Here is an 18,915-nt window from a genome sequence, read left to right as displayed (position 1 = left end):
TCGGTGAGTTGGACTTCGGCGATGAGGGTCTCGATGGCGGCCTTCCTGCAGGCCTGTTGAGGATGCGCGGAGGCGAGTCGCCGTCAGGGGGCGGATGGCGTCATGATCGACAATCTCGTCAGGTTGGCGAGGTCGGCTGTTGGCGTAAGCTCCACCGTGGTCGCGCCTGCCGCCTTGTCCGCAGACGCTCGCCCGATCGTGACAGCGCCAACCTGATTGCTCCGCTGGGACGGATCCGGCATCAAGACACGGTTGGTCTGGTAAACCTCGCCGTCTGCGGGAACGCCTTCCATGACCAGCTTTCCGCCGGTGCCGCGCACGGAACCCGGAACATTACTGATATTCGTGTACACCTGGCCGGCGAATCCGGTGCTGGTAACGAGGTCGACAGTGGCTTCGCCGCGGACGGTATCGACTGCCGTCACGCGTCCGACCAAGCCTTCGGCGACGACGGCTAGTTGCCCCTGCCGGACTCCCTGATCCTTCGGGAACGCCACGATTATCTGTTGGCCGGTCCTGCCGACCATTTCAGCGGGTACGGCCCGCGCGTCGCCGTCCACACCGTCCTCACCAGGTACTTCGAATACCTTCTTGAGGCTGGCGAACGGTCGCTTCGGCTTGATGAACCCCGCGATCGTCGTCGTCTGCGCGGTCGCAGCGATCGGGAATCGTGTTACAACAAGGCGACTGGTGGGTCCGTCCGGATCTTGAATCATTTCATCATCGACTGCGGTACTCGACACCCGCACCGCTGTCACGCCCGGCATGGCGAGGGCAATGGCATAGGTGCCCCAGGAGTCATTACTAACCTCGCCGGCGGCTCCGGACAACCGTGGACTGACGAGGCTTATCACCTGAGTCCTCACCGGGTCGGGCGCCGGCCGATCAACCCGCATCCGCAAGGCGTCCGCCGCACCGGAATCACCGGTGAAGAACGCCAACCGCGCGTCGCCCTGCTTGTCGTATCCCTGCAGGACGACCACCGTCGAGCGCAGGCGTGGATGGCGCGTCGCGACAAGGGCCCGAACATCAGTGTGCGGGCCTGCCGAGTTGGTACGGTCCCAGACGCTGGTGGCCTCACGTACCAGGCCAGCGTCCACGTCTCCCACCGGGGACCAGCCCAGAAACGGGCCGTCCGGCGGCGGTGCAGCGAGTTGCGGTGTGGACCCGAGTCCGACAACCCGAAACATCGTGACCAGCACCGCCAAGCATGCTGCGGCCGCGGCTCCGGCGGCGATACGCCGCCGCCCGCGACGCCGGTCTGCCCGCCGCATGATCTTGCCTTCATAGCCCTCGGTCGGTACCACCGACTCGGCCAGATCCGCCAGGCCGTCACGCAACTCGGTCGTGTCATGCATAACGCACCTCTTGATCAGCAGCAGCGTCGGCCTCAACCCACTGCTTACGCAGAGTCTGCAGACCCCTTGACGAGAGACTTTTGACCGTGCCAACCGAACAACCCAGTACGTGCGCGGTGTCGTGCTCGGAAAGGTCCTCGTAGAAGCGCAGTACGACGGCGGCACGCTGTCGTGCTGGCAGCCCGTCCAACGCCCGGCGGAGCAAGTCCCGCTGTTCCACCCCCACGTACTCGTCGCGCGCCTGAGTCTCCACCAGCCGACCCAAGGGCTGTTCCCACCAGGATCGGCGCCGCCTCCAGGTCACGAAGGTGTTGACTAGAATGCGCCGAACGTAGTGGTCGACGCCTTCTGAGCGTCGCAGTCGAGGCCACGCCACAACCGTCTTGGCCAACGTCGTCTGGACCAGATCCTCGGCTTTCCCCCGGTCGCCGCACAGCAGGAAGGCGGTCCGGAGCAGCGATCCGTAACGCGCCCGTACAAAGGCTGTCACCTCCTTATCCTCGCGATCGCGCATCAGCCACCCGCACCCCCGGTTTCAATCTCACGGCCACTACTTACGCTCTCGACCCCAGCAAACGTTGCCGTGGCTCCGGAACTTCTTGACGATCGGCTATCTCGGCCGGGCCGCCGTGACGGCGATGCGCAGAAGGAGCCGCCCCGCGCAAGTTCCTGGGGAGCGCCGCGGTGGTTGCCGGCCACGCCTGCCGGTTTCGACCCGGGACGTATGCATTCTTGTCCGGCCACCCCGATGCCGGCGAGGTGGAACGCGACGAGCGGCTGGACTCGCCCCGGACAGCGTGGCCGCTCATGACCGGCCACTCCTGGTGCCTCCTGTTGGCTGCCGAGACGGCAGCTTGACCCCGGATTGCGGTATCCGCAGGTCGCACGGGTCGTTGACCGCCTCCACACGGCGATCCGATGTCCCCGCCAAACCGTTGACGTGGCGTCGGTCACGCTCCTATGGTGAACCACCAGTTCACTCAGTGATCCGCCTCGGCAGAGGTGGCCGACGGATCTCACGCCAGACGACCCTTCCGAGGGATTCGGAGAGTGCCTGCATGACCGCGACAAGAACCCCCACCACCTCGGCCCCCGAGGTCGGGCCGGCCGGGCCGGCCGGGCAGGTGGAACGAGCGACACCGCGCCGATCCGGGCGCCTGCCCGCCGCGAGGAAACGCGTACTGAACGTCGTCGGGGCCGTACTGGTCGTGGCGGTGCTCGCCGGCCTGTGGGAGGGATACAAGGCGCTGGGACGCGCCGCCGGTGACGTCGTGCCCGGCACCCGGATCGCCTTCCCGGTCGCCACCGACGATCTTTCGATGCCGCACGTCTGGTCGATCCTGGGCGCCCTGGTCGAGCCGGCCCGGCGGAGCGACCCGACGGCGCTGGGCAGCTATCTCCTCGGCGAGACCGGTGTGACGCTCCGCGAGGCGTTCTACGGTCTGGTGGCGGGCTCGTCGCTCGGCCTGCTGCTGGCGGTCCTCTTCCTGCACGTGGTGCCCCTGAGCAAGGGGCTGATGCCCTGGCTGGTGGCGTCGCAGACGGTTCCCCTGGTGGCGATCGCGCCGATGATCGTGATCTGGGGCGGGAAAGCCGGCGCACCACCCTGGGTGGCGGTGACCGGCATCGCCGCCTACCTCGCGTTCTTCCCGGTCACCATCAACACCCTGCGGGGCCTGAAGTCACCGCCGAAGGTCCAGCTGGAGTTCATGCGCAGCGTGGGCGCAGGCCGTTGGCAGGTGCTGGGATGGCTGCGGATCCCGGCGGCGCTGCCCTTCGTGTTCGCCGGGCTTCGGCTGGCGGCCACCGCGAGCGTGGTGGGGGCGATCGTGGGCGAGCTTTCCGCGGGCACCGGCCGGGGCATCGGCCGGGCGATCCTCACCTTCGCCTACTACTACTCGAACGGGCCGGAGAAGTTGTACGCGGCCGTCCTCGTCGCGGCGGCGGCCGGCATCGTGTTCGTGCAGTCCCTGGCGCTCATCGAGCGCCTGGCGCTCAGGCACCGGCACACCCCGTGAACACCCCTTCCGCCTCAACAACACCTGGAGAGATGCTGATGTCTGAGGCCGCGATCATTTCCGTGCGAGGAGTCACCAAGCAGTTCACCGGCGGAAACCGTACGGTGACGGCACTTGAGGACATCGACCTGTCGATCAGCCGGGGCGAGTTCGTGTCCCTGTTGGGCCCGAGCGGCTGCGGCAAGAGCACCCTGCTGCGGATCCTGGCGGACCTGACCGAGCCGACCAGCGGCACGGTGTCGCTGAATGGCAAGACGCCGGCCGCGGCCCGGACGGACCGGGACTACGGAATGGTCTTCCAGCAGGCCGGCCTCTTCGAGTGGCGTACCGTGCAACGCAACATCGAGCTGCCGTTGCAGGTGGCCGGGGTGGACAAGCAGCGCCGGCGGGCCAAGGCCCACGAGATGCTGGATCTGGTCCGGCTCTCCGACTTCTCCCGGCACTTTCCCTGGCAGCTCTCCGGCGGCATGCAGCAGCGGGTGGCGATCGCCCGAGCGCTGTCGGCGGACCCGGAGATCCTGTTCATGGACGAGCCGCTGGGCGCGCTCGACGAGATGAACCGGGAACGGTTGCAGGGCGAGTTGCTGCGGATCTGGTCGGACACCCGGACCACCGTCGTGTTCGTCACGCACAGCATCTCCGAGGCGGTGTTCCTGTCGTCGCGAATCGTCGTGATGTCCGCGCGTCCCGGACGCATCGCCGCCAGCATCGACGTGGACCTGCCGTACCCGCGGACGGCGGCGACCCGGACCACCGACGCGTTCTTCGCCAAGGTCACCGAGGTGCGTACGGCGCTGCACGGCGCCCCGGCCGAGCAGGCGACGCGATGAGCACGACCCAGCTCGCGCGGGGCACCTCGCCCGGCGTCGGAGCCCGGGCGGCGCGGTTCCTCCCGGTTGTCCTCACCGCGCTGGTGATCCTCGGCTCGTGGCAGTTGGTGGTGACCGTCTTCGACGTCCCGTCGTTCATCGTCCCGGCGCCGGCCGACATCTCGGCGGCGTTCTGGGCCGAGTTCGGCACGATCATGTCGGCGTCGGTGGTCACCGTGCAGGAGGTGCTCCTCGGCCTGATCCTCGGCGCGGTGGCGGGGGTCGCGGTGGCGTTGGGGCTCAGCCGGTTCCCGGGAGTGTCCGGCCCGGTGCTGACCGCGGCCGTCGTCATCAACTGCGCCCCGATCGTGGCCCTCGCGCCGATCTTCAACAACTGGTTCGGGGTCACCAATCCGATGTCCAAGGCCGGCGTGGCCGCGGTGATGGTCTTCTTCCCGGTCCTGGTCAACACCACCCGGGGACTTCTCCAGGTCTCACCCCTGCACCTGGAGATCATGCAATCGCTCGCGGCGCAGCCACGACAGGTGGCGCTCATGCTGCGGTTGCCCAACGCGTTGCCGTACCTGTTCAACGCGCTCAAGCTCGGCAGCACGCTCGCCGTGATCGGCGTGATCGTGACCGAGTACTTCGGTGGACCGAGCAACGCGCTCGGGGTGTACATCGCCTACCAGGCGGCGCTGCCCCGCTTCGAGCTCGCCTGGGCGGGGATCGCCGTGGCCAGCGCGCTGGGCCTGCTGCTGTTCGGTGCCACGTCCCTGTTGGAACGCCTCTTGATGCCCTGGCACGAGTCCCTGCACGACGGCGACTCGTGAGCCACGGGCCACCACGATCTGTTGGAGTCAGAATGACCCTGCAACTATGGCGGAACCCGCGGAACGGGCGCACCGCCACAATCGCCACCGCCCTCACCGCCGTCCTGCTCGCCGCCTCGGCCTGCGGCGGCATGTCCGACACCCCGAGCGAGTCCGCGGCCGAGGCCGGCAAGAACTGCGAGTCGACCACCAAGGTCCGGGTGGTGCTCCAGTGGGTCGCCCAGGCCCAGTTCGCCGGCTACTACGCGGCCAAGGAGAAGGGTTACTACGCCGCGGAGTGCCTCGACGTCACCATCCAGGAGGGCGGCGTCAACATCGTTCCCCAGCAGGTGCTCTCCGCCGGCAACGCTGAGTTCGCGGTCAGCCACGTCACCAAGACGATGGTGACCCGGGAACAGGGCGCGGATCTGGTGAACATCGGCCAGGTGTTCCAGCGTGGGGCCTACCTCCAGGTCGCCTGGGCCGACTCCGGCATCAAGGCGCTGCCCGACCTGAGGGGCAAGAAGGTCGGGAGCTGGGGTTACGGCAACGAGCTCGTGCTGTTCGCGGCGATGAAGGACGCCGGTGTCGACCCGAAGGGTGACACAAAGATCATCCAGCAACCGTTCGACATGTCGCTGCTGCTCCGGCGGGAGATCGACGCCGCCCAGGCCAAGACCTACAACGAGTACGCCCAGTTGCTGGAGACCAAGAATCCGAAGACCGGCAAGCTCTACCAGCCGTCGGACTTCTCGGTGATCAGTCTCCAGGACGCCGGCTACACCAGCCTCGAGGACGGCATCTACGCCCGTGGTGACTGGCTGGGGGAGCAGGCCAACCAGGACACGGCGGTGAAGTTCCTCAAGGCGACCTACCGTGGCTGGGGCTACTGCCGGGACGACCTGGCCGGCTGCGTCGACATCGTGCTCGACAACGGCAGCGCGCTGGGGCAGGGGCACCAGACCTGGATGCTCAACGAGATCAACAAGCTGATCTGGCCCTCGTCCAACGGCGTGGGAATGATGGACCAGGCGGCCTGGGACCAGACGATCAAGATCGCGATGGGCGGTGGCGTCCTGAAGAAGGTGCCGGACAAGGACGCGTTCCGCACCGATCTGTCACAGCGCGCGAACGACGAACTCAAGGCCGACGGCTTCGACACCAGCGGGAAGTCCTACACGCCGCAGACCGTGACGATCACGGAAGGCGGGAAGTAGGCGAGCGGCGGGTGCCGGGCGGCGCCCGCCGTCCGGCACCCGCCCGCAGCCAATGATGTCTGCCAAGATGTGGGCCGTATTCCACGGCCGATGGTGATTGATGGAGGTAGCGATGGCGCCCAGTGAGGCGGGGCTGGTGCGACGTACGATCTGGCTCCTGCGGGCCGTGGCGGCTCACCCCGAGGGTGTCGGGCTCAGCGAGGTGGCCCGGGAGGCGGGTATCCCCAAGGCCACCTGCTACCGGGTGCTCACCGTGCTGGAACGGGAGAGTTGGCTCACCCTCGACCCGGTGACCCGTCGCTACCGGGTGTCGCTCGGACTGCTCTCCATCGTGGGTGGCCTGCTCGACGGCGGTGGCGCCTACGGCCACATGCGGGAGGTGCTGCGGAACCTGGCCGAGGAGACCAGGGAGACCGCGGGCTTCGACGTGCTGCTGCCGCCGAAGGTGATGGTCGTCGCGCAGGCGCCGGGGCCGTCGCTGATCGGGCAGACGCTCAAGCCGGTGCCCCGTACCCAGCCGGTGTGGGCGACCTCTACCGGGAAGGTGCTGCTGGCGGCGCTGAGCCCGGATGCGGTGCGGGCCGACTTTACCGAGGAGTTCGCCGAGCACGCCCCGCCGGAGGTGGGGACCTGGAGTCCTTCATGGGCTCACTGGAGGCGGTGCGGAACCAGGGGTTCGCATTCGCGTACGACGAGCTGGAGGTCGGTGCGGCGTCGGTGGCCGCACCGGTGCGCCTGCGTGGAAACACGCCCTACGCGGTCTGGATCGGCGGGCCCACCTACCGGATCACCCGAGACCGCATCGACACCATGGCGGAGTCGGTGATCAAGGCCGCACGGCAGCTCACCGACCTGCTCAGTAACGCTGACATCGATATTCCGAGTGCCTTCGCCAGACGCTAGGGCACCCGCCGACCGTACCGGCTCGCCCGTGGCGACGCCCGCGGTGAAGGAGGAAGCAATGGCCGTACCAGCCGAGGCGTTGGCGGCGGCGCTGTCCGTGGTCGACAAGACCCCCAAGGGCCTGTACGTCGACGGCGAGTGGCGCGCGGGCCGGGACGGTGCCGTCCTGGCCGTGGAGGACCCGGCAACGGGAGCGACGATCGCCGAGGTGGCGGACGCCTCGGTCGCCGACGGGCTGGACGCCCTGGCCGCCGCCGCCCGTGCCCAGTCCGGCTGGGCCGCCACCCCACCCCGGGAACGCGGGGAGGTGCTGCGCCGGGCGTTCGACCTGATCATCGAGCGCCGGGACGACCTGGCCCGGATGATGACCCTGGAGATGGGCAAGGCGTTCGCCGAGTCCCAGGCCGAGGTCGCCTACGCCGCGGAGTTCCTCCGCTGGTTCGGCGAGGAGGCGGTCCGGATCGACGGCGGCTACCTGACGGCACCGGCCGGGAACTCGCGGGTCGTCGTCCTGCGGCAGCCGGTCGGACCGTGTCTGCTGGTGACCCCGTGGAACTTCCCGATGGCGATGGGCACCCGCAAGATCGGTCCCGCCCTGGCGGCCGGCTGCACGGTCGTGGTCAAGCCGGCCAGGCAGACCCCGCTGTCGATGCTGGCGCTGGTCGAGATCCTGGAGCAGGCCGGTGTGCCGCGTGGCGTGGTCAACGTGCTCACCACCTCGCAGTCCGGCCGGGTCACGTCGGCACTGCTCGCCGACGACCGGTTGCGCAAGCTGTCGTTCACCGGCTCGACCCCGGTCGGCCGGACGCTGCTCGCCCAGTCCGCCGAGCGGGTGCTGCGCACGTCGATGGAGCTGGGCGGGAACGCGCCGTTCATCGTGTTCGACGACGCCGACCTCGACCTGGCGGTCGAGGGGGCCGTGCAGGCGAAGATGCGCAACGTCGGTGAGGCGTGCACCGCCGCGAACCGGTTCTACGTGCAGCGTTCGGTCGCGCAGCGCTTCGTCGAGGCGCTGGCCGAGCGGCTGGGTGGGCTGCGCGTCGGGCACGGGCTGGACCCGTCGACCGACGTGGGGCCGCTCATCGACCGGACCGCGGTGGCGTCGGTCGCCGAGTTGGTCGCCGATGCGACGCAGCTGGGGGCGGAGGTCGTCACCGGCGGCGGGCCGATCGCCGGGCAGGGTCACTTCTTCGCGCCGACCGTCCTGTCCGCGGTGCCGGACGGCGCCCGGTGCGTCCAGGAGGAGATCTTCGGCCCGGTCGCCCCGGTCGTGGTCTTCGACGACGAGGACGAGGCGGTCGGCCGGGCCAACGCCTCGGAGTACGGCCTCGCCGCCTATGTCTTCACCGAGAACCTCGGCCGTGGCCTGCGGGTGACCGAGCGGCTGGAGAGCGGGATGGTGGGGCTCAACCAGGGCATCATCTCCAACCCGGCCGCGCCGTTCGGCGGTGTCAAGCAGTCCGGCCTCGGCCGCGAGGGCGGGACGGTCGGCATCGACGAGTACCTGAACATCAAGTACGCGGCGCTGCGGGCGGCATGGTGACCAGGTTCCTGCTCGCCGGAGTCCAACTGCAGCCGGTCTTCGGCGACATCCCGGCGAACATCACCAGGACGTCGTACTGGATCCGGGAGGCGGCGGGCCGCGGGGCCCGACTCGTGGTGCTGCCTGAGGCGGCCTCGGCGGGATACGTCTTCGCCGACCGGGCGGAGGCCGCGCGCCATGCCCAGCCGGTGCCGGACGGTCCCACGGTCGCCGCGTGGGCACGGCTCGCCGCCGAGCTGGAGGTGTGGATCGTGGGTGGGGTGACCGAGCGGGACGGGAACCGGGTCTTCAACGCGGCGGTGCTGCTCGGCCCCACCGGTCATGTCGGAACCTTCCGCAAGGCGCACCTGTGGAACGACGAGAAGGAGATCTACGACCGTAACGGGGACGGCTTCCCGGTCTTCGACACGCCGCTGGGGCGGATCGGGATGGGGATCTGTTACGACGCGTGGTTCCCCGAGACGTTCCGCAGCGCGGCGTTGCAGGGCGCCGACCTGGTGGTGTTGCCGTCGAACTGGGTGCCGGTGCCCGGGCAGCCCGAGGCCGCCCCGGCGATGGCGAACCTCATGTGTATGACCGGGGCGCACTCCAACCAGTGCTACGTCGCCGGGGTCAGCCGGATCGGCGTCGAGCGTGGGCAGGCCTTCGTCGGCCGGTCCGTCCTCGTCGGACCCGACGGTTGGCCGCTCGCCGGCCCGGCGAGCCCGGACCGCGAGGAACTCGTGCTGGCGGAGGTGGACCTGATCGGCTCGCGCGCCGAACGGCTGCGCAACCCGTTCAACCAGCCGCTGGCCGACCGGCGGACCGACCTCTACGTGCTGGACGGACCGGCCGGGGGCTGAGCCGCTACCCGTCCGGGTGGCGGGCCTGCGTCCTACGTGACGTGCGGTGGTCGGGGCGACGCCCCGGTACCCCGGGTACCGGGATCTGTTTTCGAAGGCTATTGACTCGCTCTTCCCGCAAAGCCAAGATATGAACCGATGGTTCATCCAATGAACCACTAAGGAGTGATCGTGAGCATCCGGGTTCGCAAGCTGATCCGTCACCTCGAAGAGACGCGGCTGGAGAACGGCAGGACGGTGCAGCCGGTGCACCGGGTCGCCTTCGCCGGCGTGGTCATCGAGAATCCCTACCCCAGCGAATACGTCCAGGACCTGGTCACCCTGGCCGACGAGATCGGCGAGGAAGTCGGCAACCTGGTCGGCCCCGCCTGCGTGGAACTGCTCGGCGAGGAGGTCGAGGCGTTCGGCAAGGCGGCGCTCGTCGGGATCGACGGTGAGGTCGAGCACGGCTCGGCGCTGATCCACAACCTCCGCTTCGGCAACGCCTTCCGCAACCCGGCCGGCGGCACCGAACTGCTGCCCGCCGCCGAGAAGGTCGGCCTGCCCGGCAGCCCCATCGACATCCCGCTCAAGCACAAGCTGGACGCCAAGACCCGCTCGCACCACCAGACGGTGACCCTCCAGGTGGCCGACGTGCCCCGACCCCGGGAGATCTTCGTGGTCTGCGCCGCGTCGAACGCCGGACGCCCGCTGGCCCGGCTCGCCGCCTTCGGCGCCGAGCTGAAGAACAACTGACCCGGCCGGACGGGACGGAGACCAGCCGATGACGATCACCGACACCGACACCTGGACCAGCCAGCGGCTCAGGGAAATCGACAAGGAGTACGTGATCCACTCCTGGTCGGTGCAGGGCGCGCTCGACCCCATCCCGGTGGCCGGCGGATCCGGTTCGTGGTTCTGGGACTACGACGGCCGCCGGTACCTCGACTTCCAGTCGCAACTGGTCAACCTGAACCTGGGCCACCAGCACCCCCGACTGGTCGAGGCGATCCGCGCCCAGGCCGAGCAACTCTGCTACATCGGGCCCGGCTTCGCCGAGCGTTCCCGGGCGGAGCTGGCCGAGCTGCTGGCCGGGATCACCCCCGGTGACCTGAAGATGAGCTTCTTCACCACCGGTGGGGCGGCGGCCAACGAGAACGCCGTCCGGCTGGCCCGGCACGTCACCGGCCGGCAGAAGGTCATCGCCCGCTACCGCTCGTACCACGGCGCCACGGCGGGCGCGATGTCGCTGACCGGCGACCCGCGCCGGTGGGCGGCCGAACCGGGGATGACCGGCGTGGTGCGCATGCTCGACCCCTACACCTACCGGTGCCCGGCGGGGCACCCCGACCCGTGCCCGGTCTGCTCCGGCGGCCCGCACCTGGAGGAGATCCTCCAGTACGAGAACCCGGAGACGGTCGCCGCGGTGATCGTCGAGCCGGTCACCGGCACGAACGGTCTGCTCTACCCGCCGGACGGGTACCTGCGGTCGCTGCGGGAGGTCTGCGACAGGCACGGCATCCTGCTCATCTTCGACGAGGTGATGGCGGGCTTCGGCCGTACCGGTGAGTGGTTCGCCTGCGACCACTGGGACGTCGTGCCCGACATCCTCACCACCGCCAAGGGGCTGAACTCCGGCTACGTCCCCCTCGGGGCCATGACGGTCTCCGCCCGGATCTCCGACTGGCTGCGGGATCACATGTTCTGGGGCGGTCTGACCTACGCCGGGCACCCGCTCGCCTGCGCCTCCGGCGTGGCCTCCCTGCGGATCATGCAGGACGAGGGCGTGGTGGACAACGCGCGGACGATGGGGGAGCGGCTCGGGGCCGGCCTGGCGAAGCTGGCCGAGAGCCACCCGAGCATCGGCGACATCCGTGGCCGGGGGCTGTTCTACGGCGTGGAGTTGGTGCGCGACCGCGACACCCGGGAGCCGCTCGTCCCGTTCAACGCCAAGGGCCCGGCGGCGGCCCCGGTCAGCCGGCTGCTCAAGGCCGCGATGCAGCAGGGCGTCTACCTGACCGCCAACTTCAACGTGCTGCGGCTGACCCCGCCACTGGTCATCAACGCCGAGGAGATCGATCTCGCGCTCGGCGTCCTCGACGAGGTCCTGTCCCTCGCCGACGAGCACTACCAGGGCTGACCAACGGCACGACGGGCGGGAAGCCGCCAGGGAGGAGAGGTACGGATGCCAACGACGTTGATCACCAACGGCACGGTCGTCAACGCCGACGCCGCGGTCCGCGCCGACGTGCTGGTGCGGGACGGCCGGATCGTCGCCCTCGGCGCCGGGCCGGACTGGACCGCCGACCACGTCGTCGACGCGACCGGGAAGCTGGTCATGCCCGGTGGCATCGACGCGCATACACACCTGGAGTACCCGGTCGACGGGTTCAGCACCCACACCGCCGACGACTTCCACACCGGGACCGTCGCGGCCGCGTACGGCGGTACGACCACCGTCCTCGACTTCGTCAAGAAGGAGCCGGACCGGTCGCTGTACGACACCTATCTGCGGCGGCGGGACGCGGCAGCGACGAAGGCCGTGATCGACGTGGGCCTGCACGCCATCGTGCCGCCCCGCGCAGCCCAGCCGGACGTCCTCGACGACCTGCGCCGGCTGGTGGCCGAGGGCGCCACCAGCTGGAAGTTCTTCATGGCCTACCCGGGCCAGATGGTCGAGGACAACGAGTTGCTCGACGGCTTCGAGTTGGCGCGCGAACTCGGCGTACTGCCGATGGTGCACGCCGAGAACGGACACATGGTCGCCCGGGAGGTCCGGCGCCTGGTGGACAGCGGCCGGACCGCCGAGAGCTTCCACCTGCGGGCACACGGGCACGAGTCCGAGGCCGAGGCGGTGCATCGGGCCGTCGTGCTCGCCGACACCATCGGCACACCGCTGTACGTGGTGCACGTCTCCAGCGCGGCGGCGGCCGACGAGATCAGCCGGGCCCGGGCGGCCGGGTCGCGGGTGTGGGGCGAGACCTGCCCCCAGTACCTGGTCGTGGCCTACGAGGACTACGCGGACCTCGGGGAACGGGCCGCCGCATACGTCTGCTCCCCACCGATCCGGGAACGCAGCAACCAGGACGGCCTGTGGCGGATGCTCGCCACCGGCGCCCTGTCCACCGTCGCCACCGACCACGCCGGCTTCTGCCTGCACCAGCCCGACGACCTGCCGCCGCAGAAGATGCGCAGCCCCGGTTACTTCCCCAAGGTGCCCAACGGTGTCCCGGGCATCGAGGACCGGCTGATGGTCCTCTGGCAGGCCGGGGTGGTCGGCGGGCTGATCGATCCGTGCCGCTTCGTGGACCTGGTCGCCACCCGGCCGGCCAAACTGTTCGGCCTCTTCCCGCACAAGGGCATCGTCGCCGTCGGGGCGGACGCCGACCTGGTGGTCTGGGACCCGGCGGCCGATCACGTGATCACGGCGGCGGGTTCGCACATGCGCACCGACTACAACATCTACGAGGGCATGCGGGTGACCGGCAAGCCGGTACACGTGTTCTCCCGGGGTGAGCACCTGGTCGACGCGGCCGGCCTCCGGCACGCCACCCCCGGCCGGGGAACCTTCCTGACCCGCGCCGCGCCGCGCCTCTCCTGACTACCGACTCCCCATCCCTCCACCACGTACCGAGCGGAGCTGACACCGAGATGAAACTTCCCCTGGGTATCCACGTCGGAGAGCGACTCAGCCTGGAACAGACCTACTGGCAGGCCGAGTTCGCCGACCAGAACGGGTTCGAGTCCGTGTGGGTCGCCGAGGGGCGACTCGCCCGCGACGGCATCGTCCCGGCGGCGATCATCGCGAGCAGGACCAGGAACGTGAAGATCGGCACCGGTGTCGTCAACAACAAGAGCCGCAACGCGGCCCTGATGGCGGTCACCTTCAAGACCCTGGACGAGGTGGCGCCGGGCCGGGCGATTCTGGGCATCGGCGCCTGGTGGGAGCCCCTGGCGACGAAGGTCGGCCAGCCGCTGGCCAAGCCGATCAAGTCGATGCGCGAGTACATCACCGTCCTGCAGGCGTTCTTCCGCAACGAGGTCGTCTCCTTCGACGGCGAGTTCGTGCAGATGAAGGACGTGCGCTTCGACAGCATGTACCGCGAGAACAAGCCGGTCGACATCCCGATCTACATCGGCGCGGTCGGCCCCCGCATGCTCGAACTCGCCGGCGAGATCAGCGACGGCGTGCACATGGACTTCCTGCTTCCCCCGTCGTACCTGATCGGCGCCCGTGCGGCGATCGACCGGGGGGTGGCCAGGCGGACCGACGGCCGCGACGGCATCGACCTGACCCAGATCGTGGCGTGCAGCGTCAACGACGACGACCCGCAGGAGGCCATCGACGCCTGCAAGGCATTCCTCACCCTCTATCTCTGTCAGCAGCCGCACATCGCCGAGCACTGCGGGGTGGAGCGCGAACTCGTCGACCGGTTGCAGGAGATCGCGGGCTGGCCCGCCACGCCGGACGACATCAAGCGGGCGATGCGGCTGGTCCCCAACAGCCTGGTGCAGAACGTCACCGCCTGCGGCTCCACCGACGACGCCTTCCAGAAGCTGCAGTCGTACCACGAGGCCGGGCTGCGCTGCCCGATCATCTCCACCCTGGGTGACAAGGAGCAGACCCTCACCCGGCTCGCCCAGGCCGCGAAGGGGTGACCCGATGACGGACAACCTTTCCACCCGCATCGCCGTGGTCGGTGGCACCGGCCCGCAGGGCCGGGGGCTGGGCTACCGCCTGGCGCGCGCCGGACACGAGGTCGTACTCGGCTCCCGTGACGCCCAGCGGGCCACCACCGCTGCCGAGGAGCTGTCCGCGCAGGCCGGCGGTGCCCGGATCACCGGTGCGACGAACCTGGCGGCTGCGGAGAGCGCCGGCATCGTGCTGCTTGCCGTGCCGTACGACGGACACGCCCAACTGGTGACCAGCATGGCGCAGGCGTTGGCCGGCAAACTCGTCGTCAGCTGCGTCAATCCGCTGAGCTTCGACCGGTTCGGGCCGTACGGTCGCACCGTCTCGGCCGGAAGCGCCGCCGAGGAGGCCGCCGAAATCGTCCCCTCGGCCACCGTGGTCGGGGCGTTCCACCACCTGGCCGCCCCCCTCCTGCTCGATCCGGACGCGGACCTGAGCCACGAGGACGTCCTGGTCTGCGGTGACGCCACCGCCGCCAAGGAGCGGGTGATGGCCCTCGCCGCCGACGTGACGGGCGGTCGGGCCCTCGACGCCGGCCGGCTGCGGCTGGCCCGGCAACTGGAACCCCTGACCGCAGTCCTGATCAGCGTGAACAAGCGGTACAGAACACGTTCCGGGGTGGCTCTCACCGGCCTGGCCCCGGCTGCCGGAAAGGTCCCCGCGTGAAACTCGCCGCCCTGCAACTTCGTGCTACCGACGACCGGGACGAGACGATCGGGCGTGCCGCCGACCTGATCGACGAGGCTGCCGCCCAGGGTGCCCGGATCCTGCTGCTGCCAGAGCTGTTCGCGGTGCCCTTCGTCCAGCCGGAGCCCGACCTCGACTACTTCCGGTACGCCGAGGGACTTGACGGCCCGTCAAATCGGATGGCGGCCGAGCGGTCGAAGCGGTACCGGATGACCGTCGTCTCGTCGATCTTCGAGGCGGGGCAGCTGCCGGGGGTGTACCACAACACCGCCTGCACCTACGTCGACGGCGAACTCAGGTCGGTGTACCGCAAGTCGCACCTGCCGTTCTCCAACGGCTTCCCCGAGAAGTTCTACTTCCGTCCGGGCGGCACAGAGCCGGAGGTGGTCCAGACCGGTGAGACCGGAGTCGGCACCATCATCTGCTACGAGCGGCACTTCCCCGAGCTGAGCCGTATCGTCGCCCTGCGCGGCGGATCGGTGCTCTGCGTTCCCGTCGCCTCGGCGAGCGCCCCGATGCGTGAGGTGTTCCAGCTGGAGCTGCGCGCACACGCCGTGTTCAACGGGCTCTTCGTGATCTGCGCCAACCGGGTCGGCACCGAGGGGGTGAAGGACTACTTCGGGCTCAGCGCGATCTACGGTCCCAACGGCGACGTGCTCGCCCAAGCCGCCGACGACCGTGACGACGTGGCGGTGGCCGAGGTGGACCTGAGCCTGGTCGACCTCGCCCGCCGCCGACGCCCCTTCCTCCGCGACCGGCGACCCGAGCTGTACGGGCGGCTGACCAGCATGGAACCCGGCGCATGACGAACGGTTCGTGGGTGGTGGTCGTACCGGCCAAGCCCTTCGCAGCGGCCAAGACCAGATGCGCGGACCTCGACGTCTCCGAACGGAGCGCGTTGGCCCGGGCGATGCTGCTCGACGTCGTCGGCGGGCTGACCCGGGCCCGTCGGGTGCGCGCCGTCGTCGTCGCCGCGACCGACCCGGAGGTGGCCGGCGCGGCGCTGTCCTGCGGCGCCGTGGTCGCCGGCACCACCCGCGGGCCGGACCTGAACCGGGAGGTCCTCGACGCGCTCACCGTCGCCAGGGAGGCGCTTCCCGACGCGCGGCTGGCCGTCGCCATGGCCGATCTCGCCGGAGCGCAACCCGCGGACTTCGACGCGGCACTGGCGGCGGCCGGCTCCCACTCACGGGCCATCGTCTCGGACGCCGACGGCACTGGGACCACCATGGTGACGCTCACCGTTCCCGGCGAGTTCCGGCCCTTCCTCGGCCCCGGCTCCCGATGCCGGTTCCTCGCCGACGGCTACCACGACCTCCCGGTGGCCGCGCCTGGGCTGCGGCGGGACGTGGACACCGTCTCCCATCTGCTCGCGCTCGGGACCGACCGCCTGGGCGGGGCGACCCGTTCGTGGTGCGGGTCACCGGCGTCGACCGCCAGCCGGCCGCGCCGGTCCGCCGAATACTGACCAACGCGACACCGGCACACGAGTCGACACCCACACCGCCCCGGGAAGGACACGATGATCTCCTTCGCCAGCCGCGTCTCCGGCGACCGCACCTGGCTGGTCGCCGTCGCCGCCCTGGTCACCTTCGCCGCTGCGACCCGCACGCCGGTCATGGTTCCCGTGGAGTTGGAGGGTGGTCCTGCTCGCGCTGCACGAGAACCGCAGTTCCCGCCCGGCGGTGCGGCAGCGGGCCGAGGGCCGTGATTCGACGCCCGCCTACGTACGGACGTAGTTGGCGATGTGCCGGCCGGTACCCTTCGCCTGACTCGGCACGATCACCGCCGCATGATCAGTGCCCCGAGGCGGATGCCAGGCGACACGACAACCATTACCGGAAGGTTCAGGACAGCGTGGCGAAGCCCTCCCGCCAGCTGGCATATCTCGGCTGCCAATCGAGTTTCGTCCGGCTCAGAGAATTGTCGGCGCCGCGTTCCCAACCGGCCCGGCCCGCACCGGCCCGGGGGCGGGGTGCGCCCAACGCCGCGGCGAGGACGGGGGCCCAGTCGAGGGCCGGGGCAGGCTCGTCGTCGACGATGTTGTAGATCCCGGCGGGCCACCGCAGGGCCGCCGCGGCGGCGATCGCGGCGTCCTCGACGTGGACGAACGAGGTCACCGCGTCAGTGGCGGTGAATCCGCCTTCGCGGAACTGGCGGCCGATGCGGTCGTCCGGGCGGTACCAGGTGCCGGGGCCGTAGAAGGTGCCGTAACGCAGCACCACATGGTCCATCTGCGCCGCCCGCGTCTCCAGCGCGTGCACCCCTCCGACGGTCACCGCACGCGGGCCTTCGGCGGACAGGTCGAGCGGCGTCTCCTCGGTGGCCGGAGTGTCGCCCGGTTCGTACGCCCAGGCGATCGACTGGGCCACCAGCCGTCGCACGCCCGCCGCCGCCGCGTCGGCCAGGTTGCGGGTGCCCTCCCGCCGGATCCGGGCGTTGTCGGCCGGGTTTCCCTCCGCCAGAGCGGTCAGCTGGTGCATCACCACCTCGGGGGCGGCGTCCCGCACCGCTGCGGTCAGGGCCTGGCGGTCGTAGACGTCGACCTGGACCGCGTCCGCACCGTGGTGTTGTAGCGCCCGCACACCCGCCGCACTGCGGCTGGTGCCGGTCACCTCGTGGCCGTCGGCCAGCAGGAGCGGCACGAGGAGGCGCCCGATCGCACCGGAGGCTCCGGCGACGAAGACACGCATGTCAGCTCTCTCCCAACTGTGGTGCTGGCGGGGCGGTCGCCGGTTCGGCGACCCCACGGTCGGCGAGCCAGAGCAGCGCGGCCGCGGTGGCGAGCACGCCACCGGCGACACACACGCCGGTCCAGCCGGTTCGCGGGACGAGGAACACGGCGAGGCCGCCGCCGAACGCCCCGCCCAGGAAGTAGGACGTCATGTACGCGGTGGTGACCCGGGAACGGATGGCCGGCTCGAACACGTAGATCCGGGTCTGGTTGAGCACGTGGATGCCCTGCACGCCGATGTCGAGCAGGATGATCCCGGCCACCAGCAGGACCAGTTGGGTCCGGCCGCTGAAGGCCGTCGCCCACGCCACGGCGAGGGACAGGGTCAGCACGCCGGTGGCGGGATGGGTCAATCCGCGGTCGAGCAGACGGCCGGCCACCTGCGCACACACCACCCCGGCGGCGCCGATCAGGCCGAACAGGCCGATCGTGGTGCTCGAGTACGAATACGGCTCGGCGGCCAGCAGGAACGGCAGGGCCGTCCACAGCAGCTGGAACGCGGCGAAGCCGACGAAGCCGAACGCCATCCGGCGGCGCAGGAACCGCTCTCGCCGGACGATGGCGACGATCGAGGCGAGCAGCCGGGGGTAGCTGGTGCCACCGCGCGCGGTCAGGGCCGGCAACCCCGGGCGCAGCGCCAGCGCCAGGACTGCGATGAGCACGGCGCCCAGGGCGTAGACAGCCCGCCAGCCGGCCATGTCGCCGACGGCGCCGGACACCGTCCGGGCCAGCAGCACACCCAGGAGCAGGCCGGTCATCAGGGTGCCCACGACCCGGCCCCGCTCGTGGTCGCCGGCGAGCGTCGCGGCGAGCTGGATCAGCACGTTGATCGCGGCGCTGGACAGGCCGACAACGGCGAGGGAGATCAGTAGCGCCACCGGGTTCGGCGCGAGGGCCGTCGCGGCCAGCGCCACCGAGCCGGCCGACAACATGCTGACCACCAGTCCCCGGTTGGCGAGCAGGTCGCCTAGCGGGACCAACAGAATCAGGCCGGCGGCATACCCCAGTTGGGTCACGGTGACGCTGAGACCGACCATGTCCGCGGAACCGCCCAGGTCGGCGCTCAGGTCCGGCAGCAGGGGCTGGACGTAATACAGATTCGCCACGATCGCGGCCACAGCGAATGCCATGAGCAGGACCTTGGAACGGCTGATCCGAGATGGTGGGGTGGAGGTCGGCGCGGCGAACGCCGCGGCCCCGGAGCTCGGTTGGGCCATGCCGCAACGCTATCGGGCGTCCGGCGTGCCGCCCTGGTCCAATGGCCTGCGCGCTCAGTAGACCATTGCCGAGCCGCCACGGCCGGCAGCCGGTCGATCCGCA

19 protein-coding genes and 1 pseudogene are annotated in these 18,915 nt (G+C 70.0%); 16 read left to right on the top strand and 4 right to left on the bottom strand.

The window, feature by feature from the left end:
• Positions 1 to 83 precede the first annotated feature (83 nt).
• Both JD77_RS04420 and JD77_RS04415 read right to left on the bottom strand, forming a co-directional pair.
• Entirely contained in the window at positions 84 to 1,358 is a 1,275-nt protein-coding gene (locus JD77_RS04420) for a rod shape-determining protein MreC (protein WP_145773161.1), read from the bottom strand.
• The gene (locus tag JD77_RS04415) at positions 1,351 to 1,872 is read right to left on the bottom strand and encodes a SigE family RNA polymerase sigma factor (protein WP_145773160.1); all 522 of its coding nucleotides are present in this window, start codon (positions 1,870 to 1,872) and stop codon (positions 1,351 to 1,353) included. The genes JD77_RS04420 and JD77_RS04415 overlap by 8 nt, the downstream gene beginning before the upstream one ends.
• A gap of 544 nt (positions 1,873 to 2,416) precedes the next feature.
• Between JD77_RS04415 and JD77_RS04410 the strand changes: the two genes are divergently transcribed.
• From JD77_RS04410 to JD77_RS04335, 16 genes and pseudogenes are all read left to right on the top strand, one after another.
• A complete protein-coding gene (locus tag JD77_RS04410) occupies positions 2,417 to 3,376 on the top strand; it encodes an ABC transporter permease (protein ID WP_170286380.1) in 960 nt (319 codons plus the stop codon).
• 38 nt (positions 3,377 to 3,414) lie between these two features.
• Positions 3,415 to 4,206: an ABC transporter ATP-binding protein gene (locus JD77_RS04405; RefSeq protein ID WP_211372484.1), complete on the top strand. Its 792-nt coding sequence runs from the start codon at positions 3,415 to 3,417 to the stop codon at positions 4,204 to 4,206.
• Positions 4,203 to 5,018, top strand: coding sequence for an ABC transporter permease (locus JD77_RS04400; protein ID WP_145773157.1), 816 nt, complete (start codon positions 4,203 to 4,205; stop codon positions 5,016 to 5,018). Before JD77_RS04405 ends, JD77_RS04400 begins: the two co-directional genes overlap by 4 nt.
• Before the next feature lie 32 nt (positions 5,019 to 5,050).
• Positions 5,051 to 6,214, top strand: coding sequence for an ABC transporter substrate-binding protein (locus JD77_RS04395; protein WP_145773156.1), 1,164 nt, complete (start codon positions 5,051 to 5,053; stop codon positions 6,212 to 6,214).
• Positions 6,215 to 6,314: 100 nt separating this feature from the next.
• A pseudogene (locus JD77_RS35400) lies at positions 6,315 to 6,491 on the top strand (helix-turn-helix domain-containing protein); the annotation flags it as partial.
• A 365-nt stretch (positions 6,492 to 6,856) separates the two neighbouring features.
• The gene (locus tag JD77_RS35395) at positions 6,857 to 7,117 is read left to right on the top strand and encodes an IclR family transcriptional regulator domain-containing protein (RefSeq protein ID WP_145773154.1); all 261 of its coding nucleotides are present in this window, start codon (positions 6,857 to 6,859) and stop codon (positions 7,115 to 7,117) included.
• 58 nt (positions 7,118 to 7,175) lie between these two features.
• Positions 7,176 to 8,660 carry an NAD-dependent succinate-semialdehyde dehydrogenase gene (locus JD77_RS04380; RefSeq protein ID WP_145773153.1) on the top strand — a complete coding sequence of 495 codons (1,485 nt, stop codon included), beginning with the start codon at positions 7,176 to 7,178 and terminating at the stop codon, positions 8,658 to 8,660.
• Positions 8,654 to 9,502 (top strand): nitrilase family protein, encoded by an 849-nt coding sequence (locus JD77_RS04375; protein WP_145773152.1) that lies wholly within the window; start codon positions 8,654 to 8,656, stop codon positions 9,500 to 9,502. Before JD77_RS04380 ends, JD77_RS04375 begins: the two co-directional genes overlap by 7 nt.
• Positions 9,503 to 9,673: 171 nt before the next feature.
• Positions 9,674 to 10,237: an amino acid synthesis family protein gene (locus JD77_RS04370; protein WP_211372483.1), complete on the top strand. Its 564-nt coding sequence runs from the start codon at positions 9,674 to 9,676 to the stop codon at positions 10,235 to 10,237.
• A gap of 28 nt (positions 10,238 to 10,265) precedes the next feature.
• The gene (locus tag JD77_RS04365; protein ID WP_145773151.1) at positions 10,266 to 11,621 is read left to right on the top strand and encodes an aminotransferase class III-fold pyridoxal phosphate-dependent enzyme; all 1,356 of its coding nucleotides are present in this window, start codon (positions 10,266 to 10,268) and stop codon (positions 11,619 to 11,621) included.
• 45 nt (positions 11,622 to 11,666) lie between these two features.
• Positions 11,667 to 13,082 carry a dihydropyrimidinase gene (gene hydA, locus JD77_RS04360; RefSeq protein WP_145773150.1) on the top strand — a complete coding sequence of 472 codons (1,416 nt, stop codon included), beginning with the start codon at positions 11,667 to 11,669 and terminating at the stop codon, positions 13,080 to 13,082.
• A gap of 50 nt (positions 13,083 to 13,132) precedes the next feature.
• Positions 13,133 to 14,140, top strand: a complete 1,008-nt coding sequence (locus JD77_RS04355) for an LLM class flavin-dependent oxidoreductase (RefSeq protein WP_145773149.1) — start codon at positions 13,133 to 13,135, stop codon at positions 14,138 to 14,140.
• Between the two features lie 4 nt (positions 14,141 to 14,144).
• Positions 14,145 to 14,840, top strand: a complete 696-nt coding sequence (gene npdG / locus JD77_RS04350; RefSeq protein ID WP_145773148.1) for an NADPH-dependent F420 reductase — start codon at positions 14,145 to 14,147, stop codon at positions 14,838 to 14,840.
• On the top strand, positions 14,837 to 15,667 hold the full coding sequence (locus JD77_RS04345; RefSeq protein WP_145773147.1) for a nitrilase-related carbon-nitrogen hydrolase: 831 nt from the start codon (positions 14,837 to 14,839) through the stop codon (positions 15,665 to 15,667). The genes npdG and JD77_RS04345 overlap by 4 nt, the downstream gene beginning before the upstream one ends.
• The gene (gene cofC, locus JD77_RS04340) at positions 15,664 to 16,329 is read left to right on the top strand and encodes a 2-phospho-L-lactate guanylyltransferase (RefSeq protein WP_145773146.1); all 666 of its coding nucleotides are present in this window, start codon (positions 15,664 to 15,666) and stop codon (positions 16,327 to 16,329) included. The genes JD77_RS04345 and cofC overlap by 4 nt, the downstream gene beginning before the upstream one ends.
• 54 nt (positions 16,330 to 16,383) lie before the next feature.
• Positions 16,384 to 16,572: a hypothetical protein gene (locus JD77_RS04335; RefSeq protein ID WP_145773145.1), complete on the top strand. Its 189-nt coding sequence runs from the start codon at positions 16,384 to 16,386 to the stop codon at positions 16,570 to 16,572.
• Between the two features lie 136 nt (positions 16,573 to 16,708).
• On the opposite strand, the gene JD77_RS04330 is transcribed toward JD77_RS04335, so the two are convergent.
• On the bottom strand, positions 16,709 to 17,554 hold the full coding sequence (locus JD77_RS04330) for an NAD-dependent epimerase/dehydratase family protein (protein ID WP_145773144.1): 846 nt from the start codon (positions 17,552 to 17,554) through the stop codon (positions 16,709 to 16,711).
• A gap of 1 nt (position 17,555) precedes the next feature.
• Positions 17,556 to 18,812: an MFS transporter gene (locus JD77_RS04325; protein ID WP_145773143.1), complete on the bottom strand. Its 1,257-nt coding sequence runs from the start codon at positions 18,810 to 18,812 to the stop codon at positions 17,556 to 17,558.
• Positions 18,813 to 18,915 lie beyond the last annotated feature (103 nt).

The organism is Micromonospora olivasterospora, assembly GCF_007830265.1.
GTDB lineage: Bacteria > Actinomycetota > Actinomycetes > Mycobacteriales > Micromonosporaceae > Micromonospora > Micromonospora olivasterospora.
This window is presented reverse-complemented; position numbering and strand designations above follow the sequence as displayed.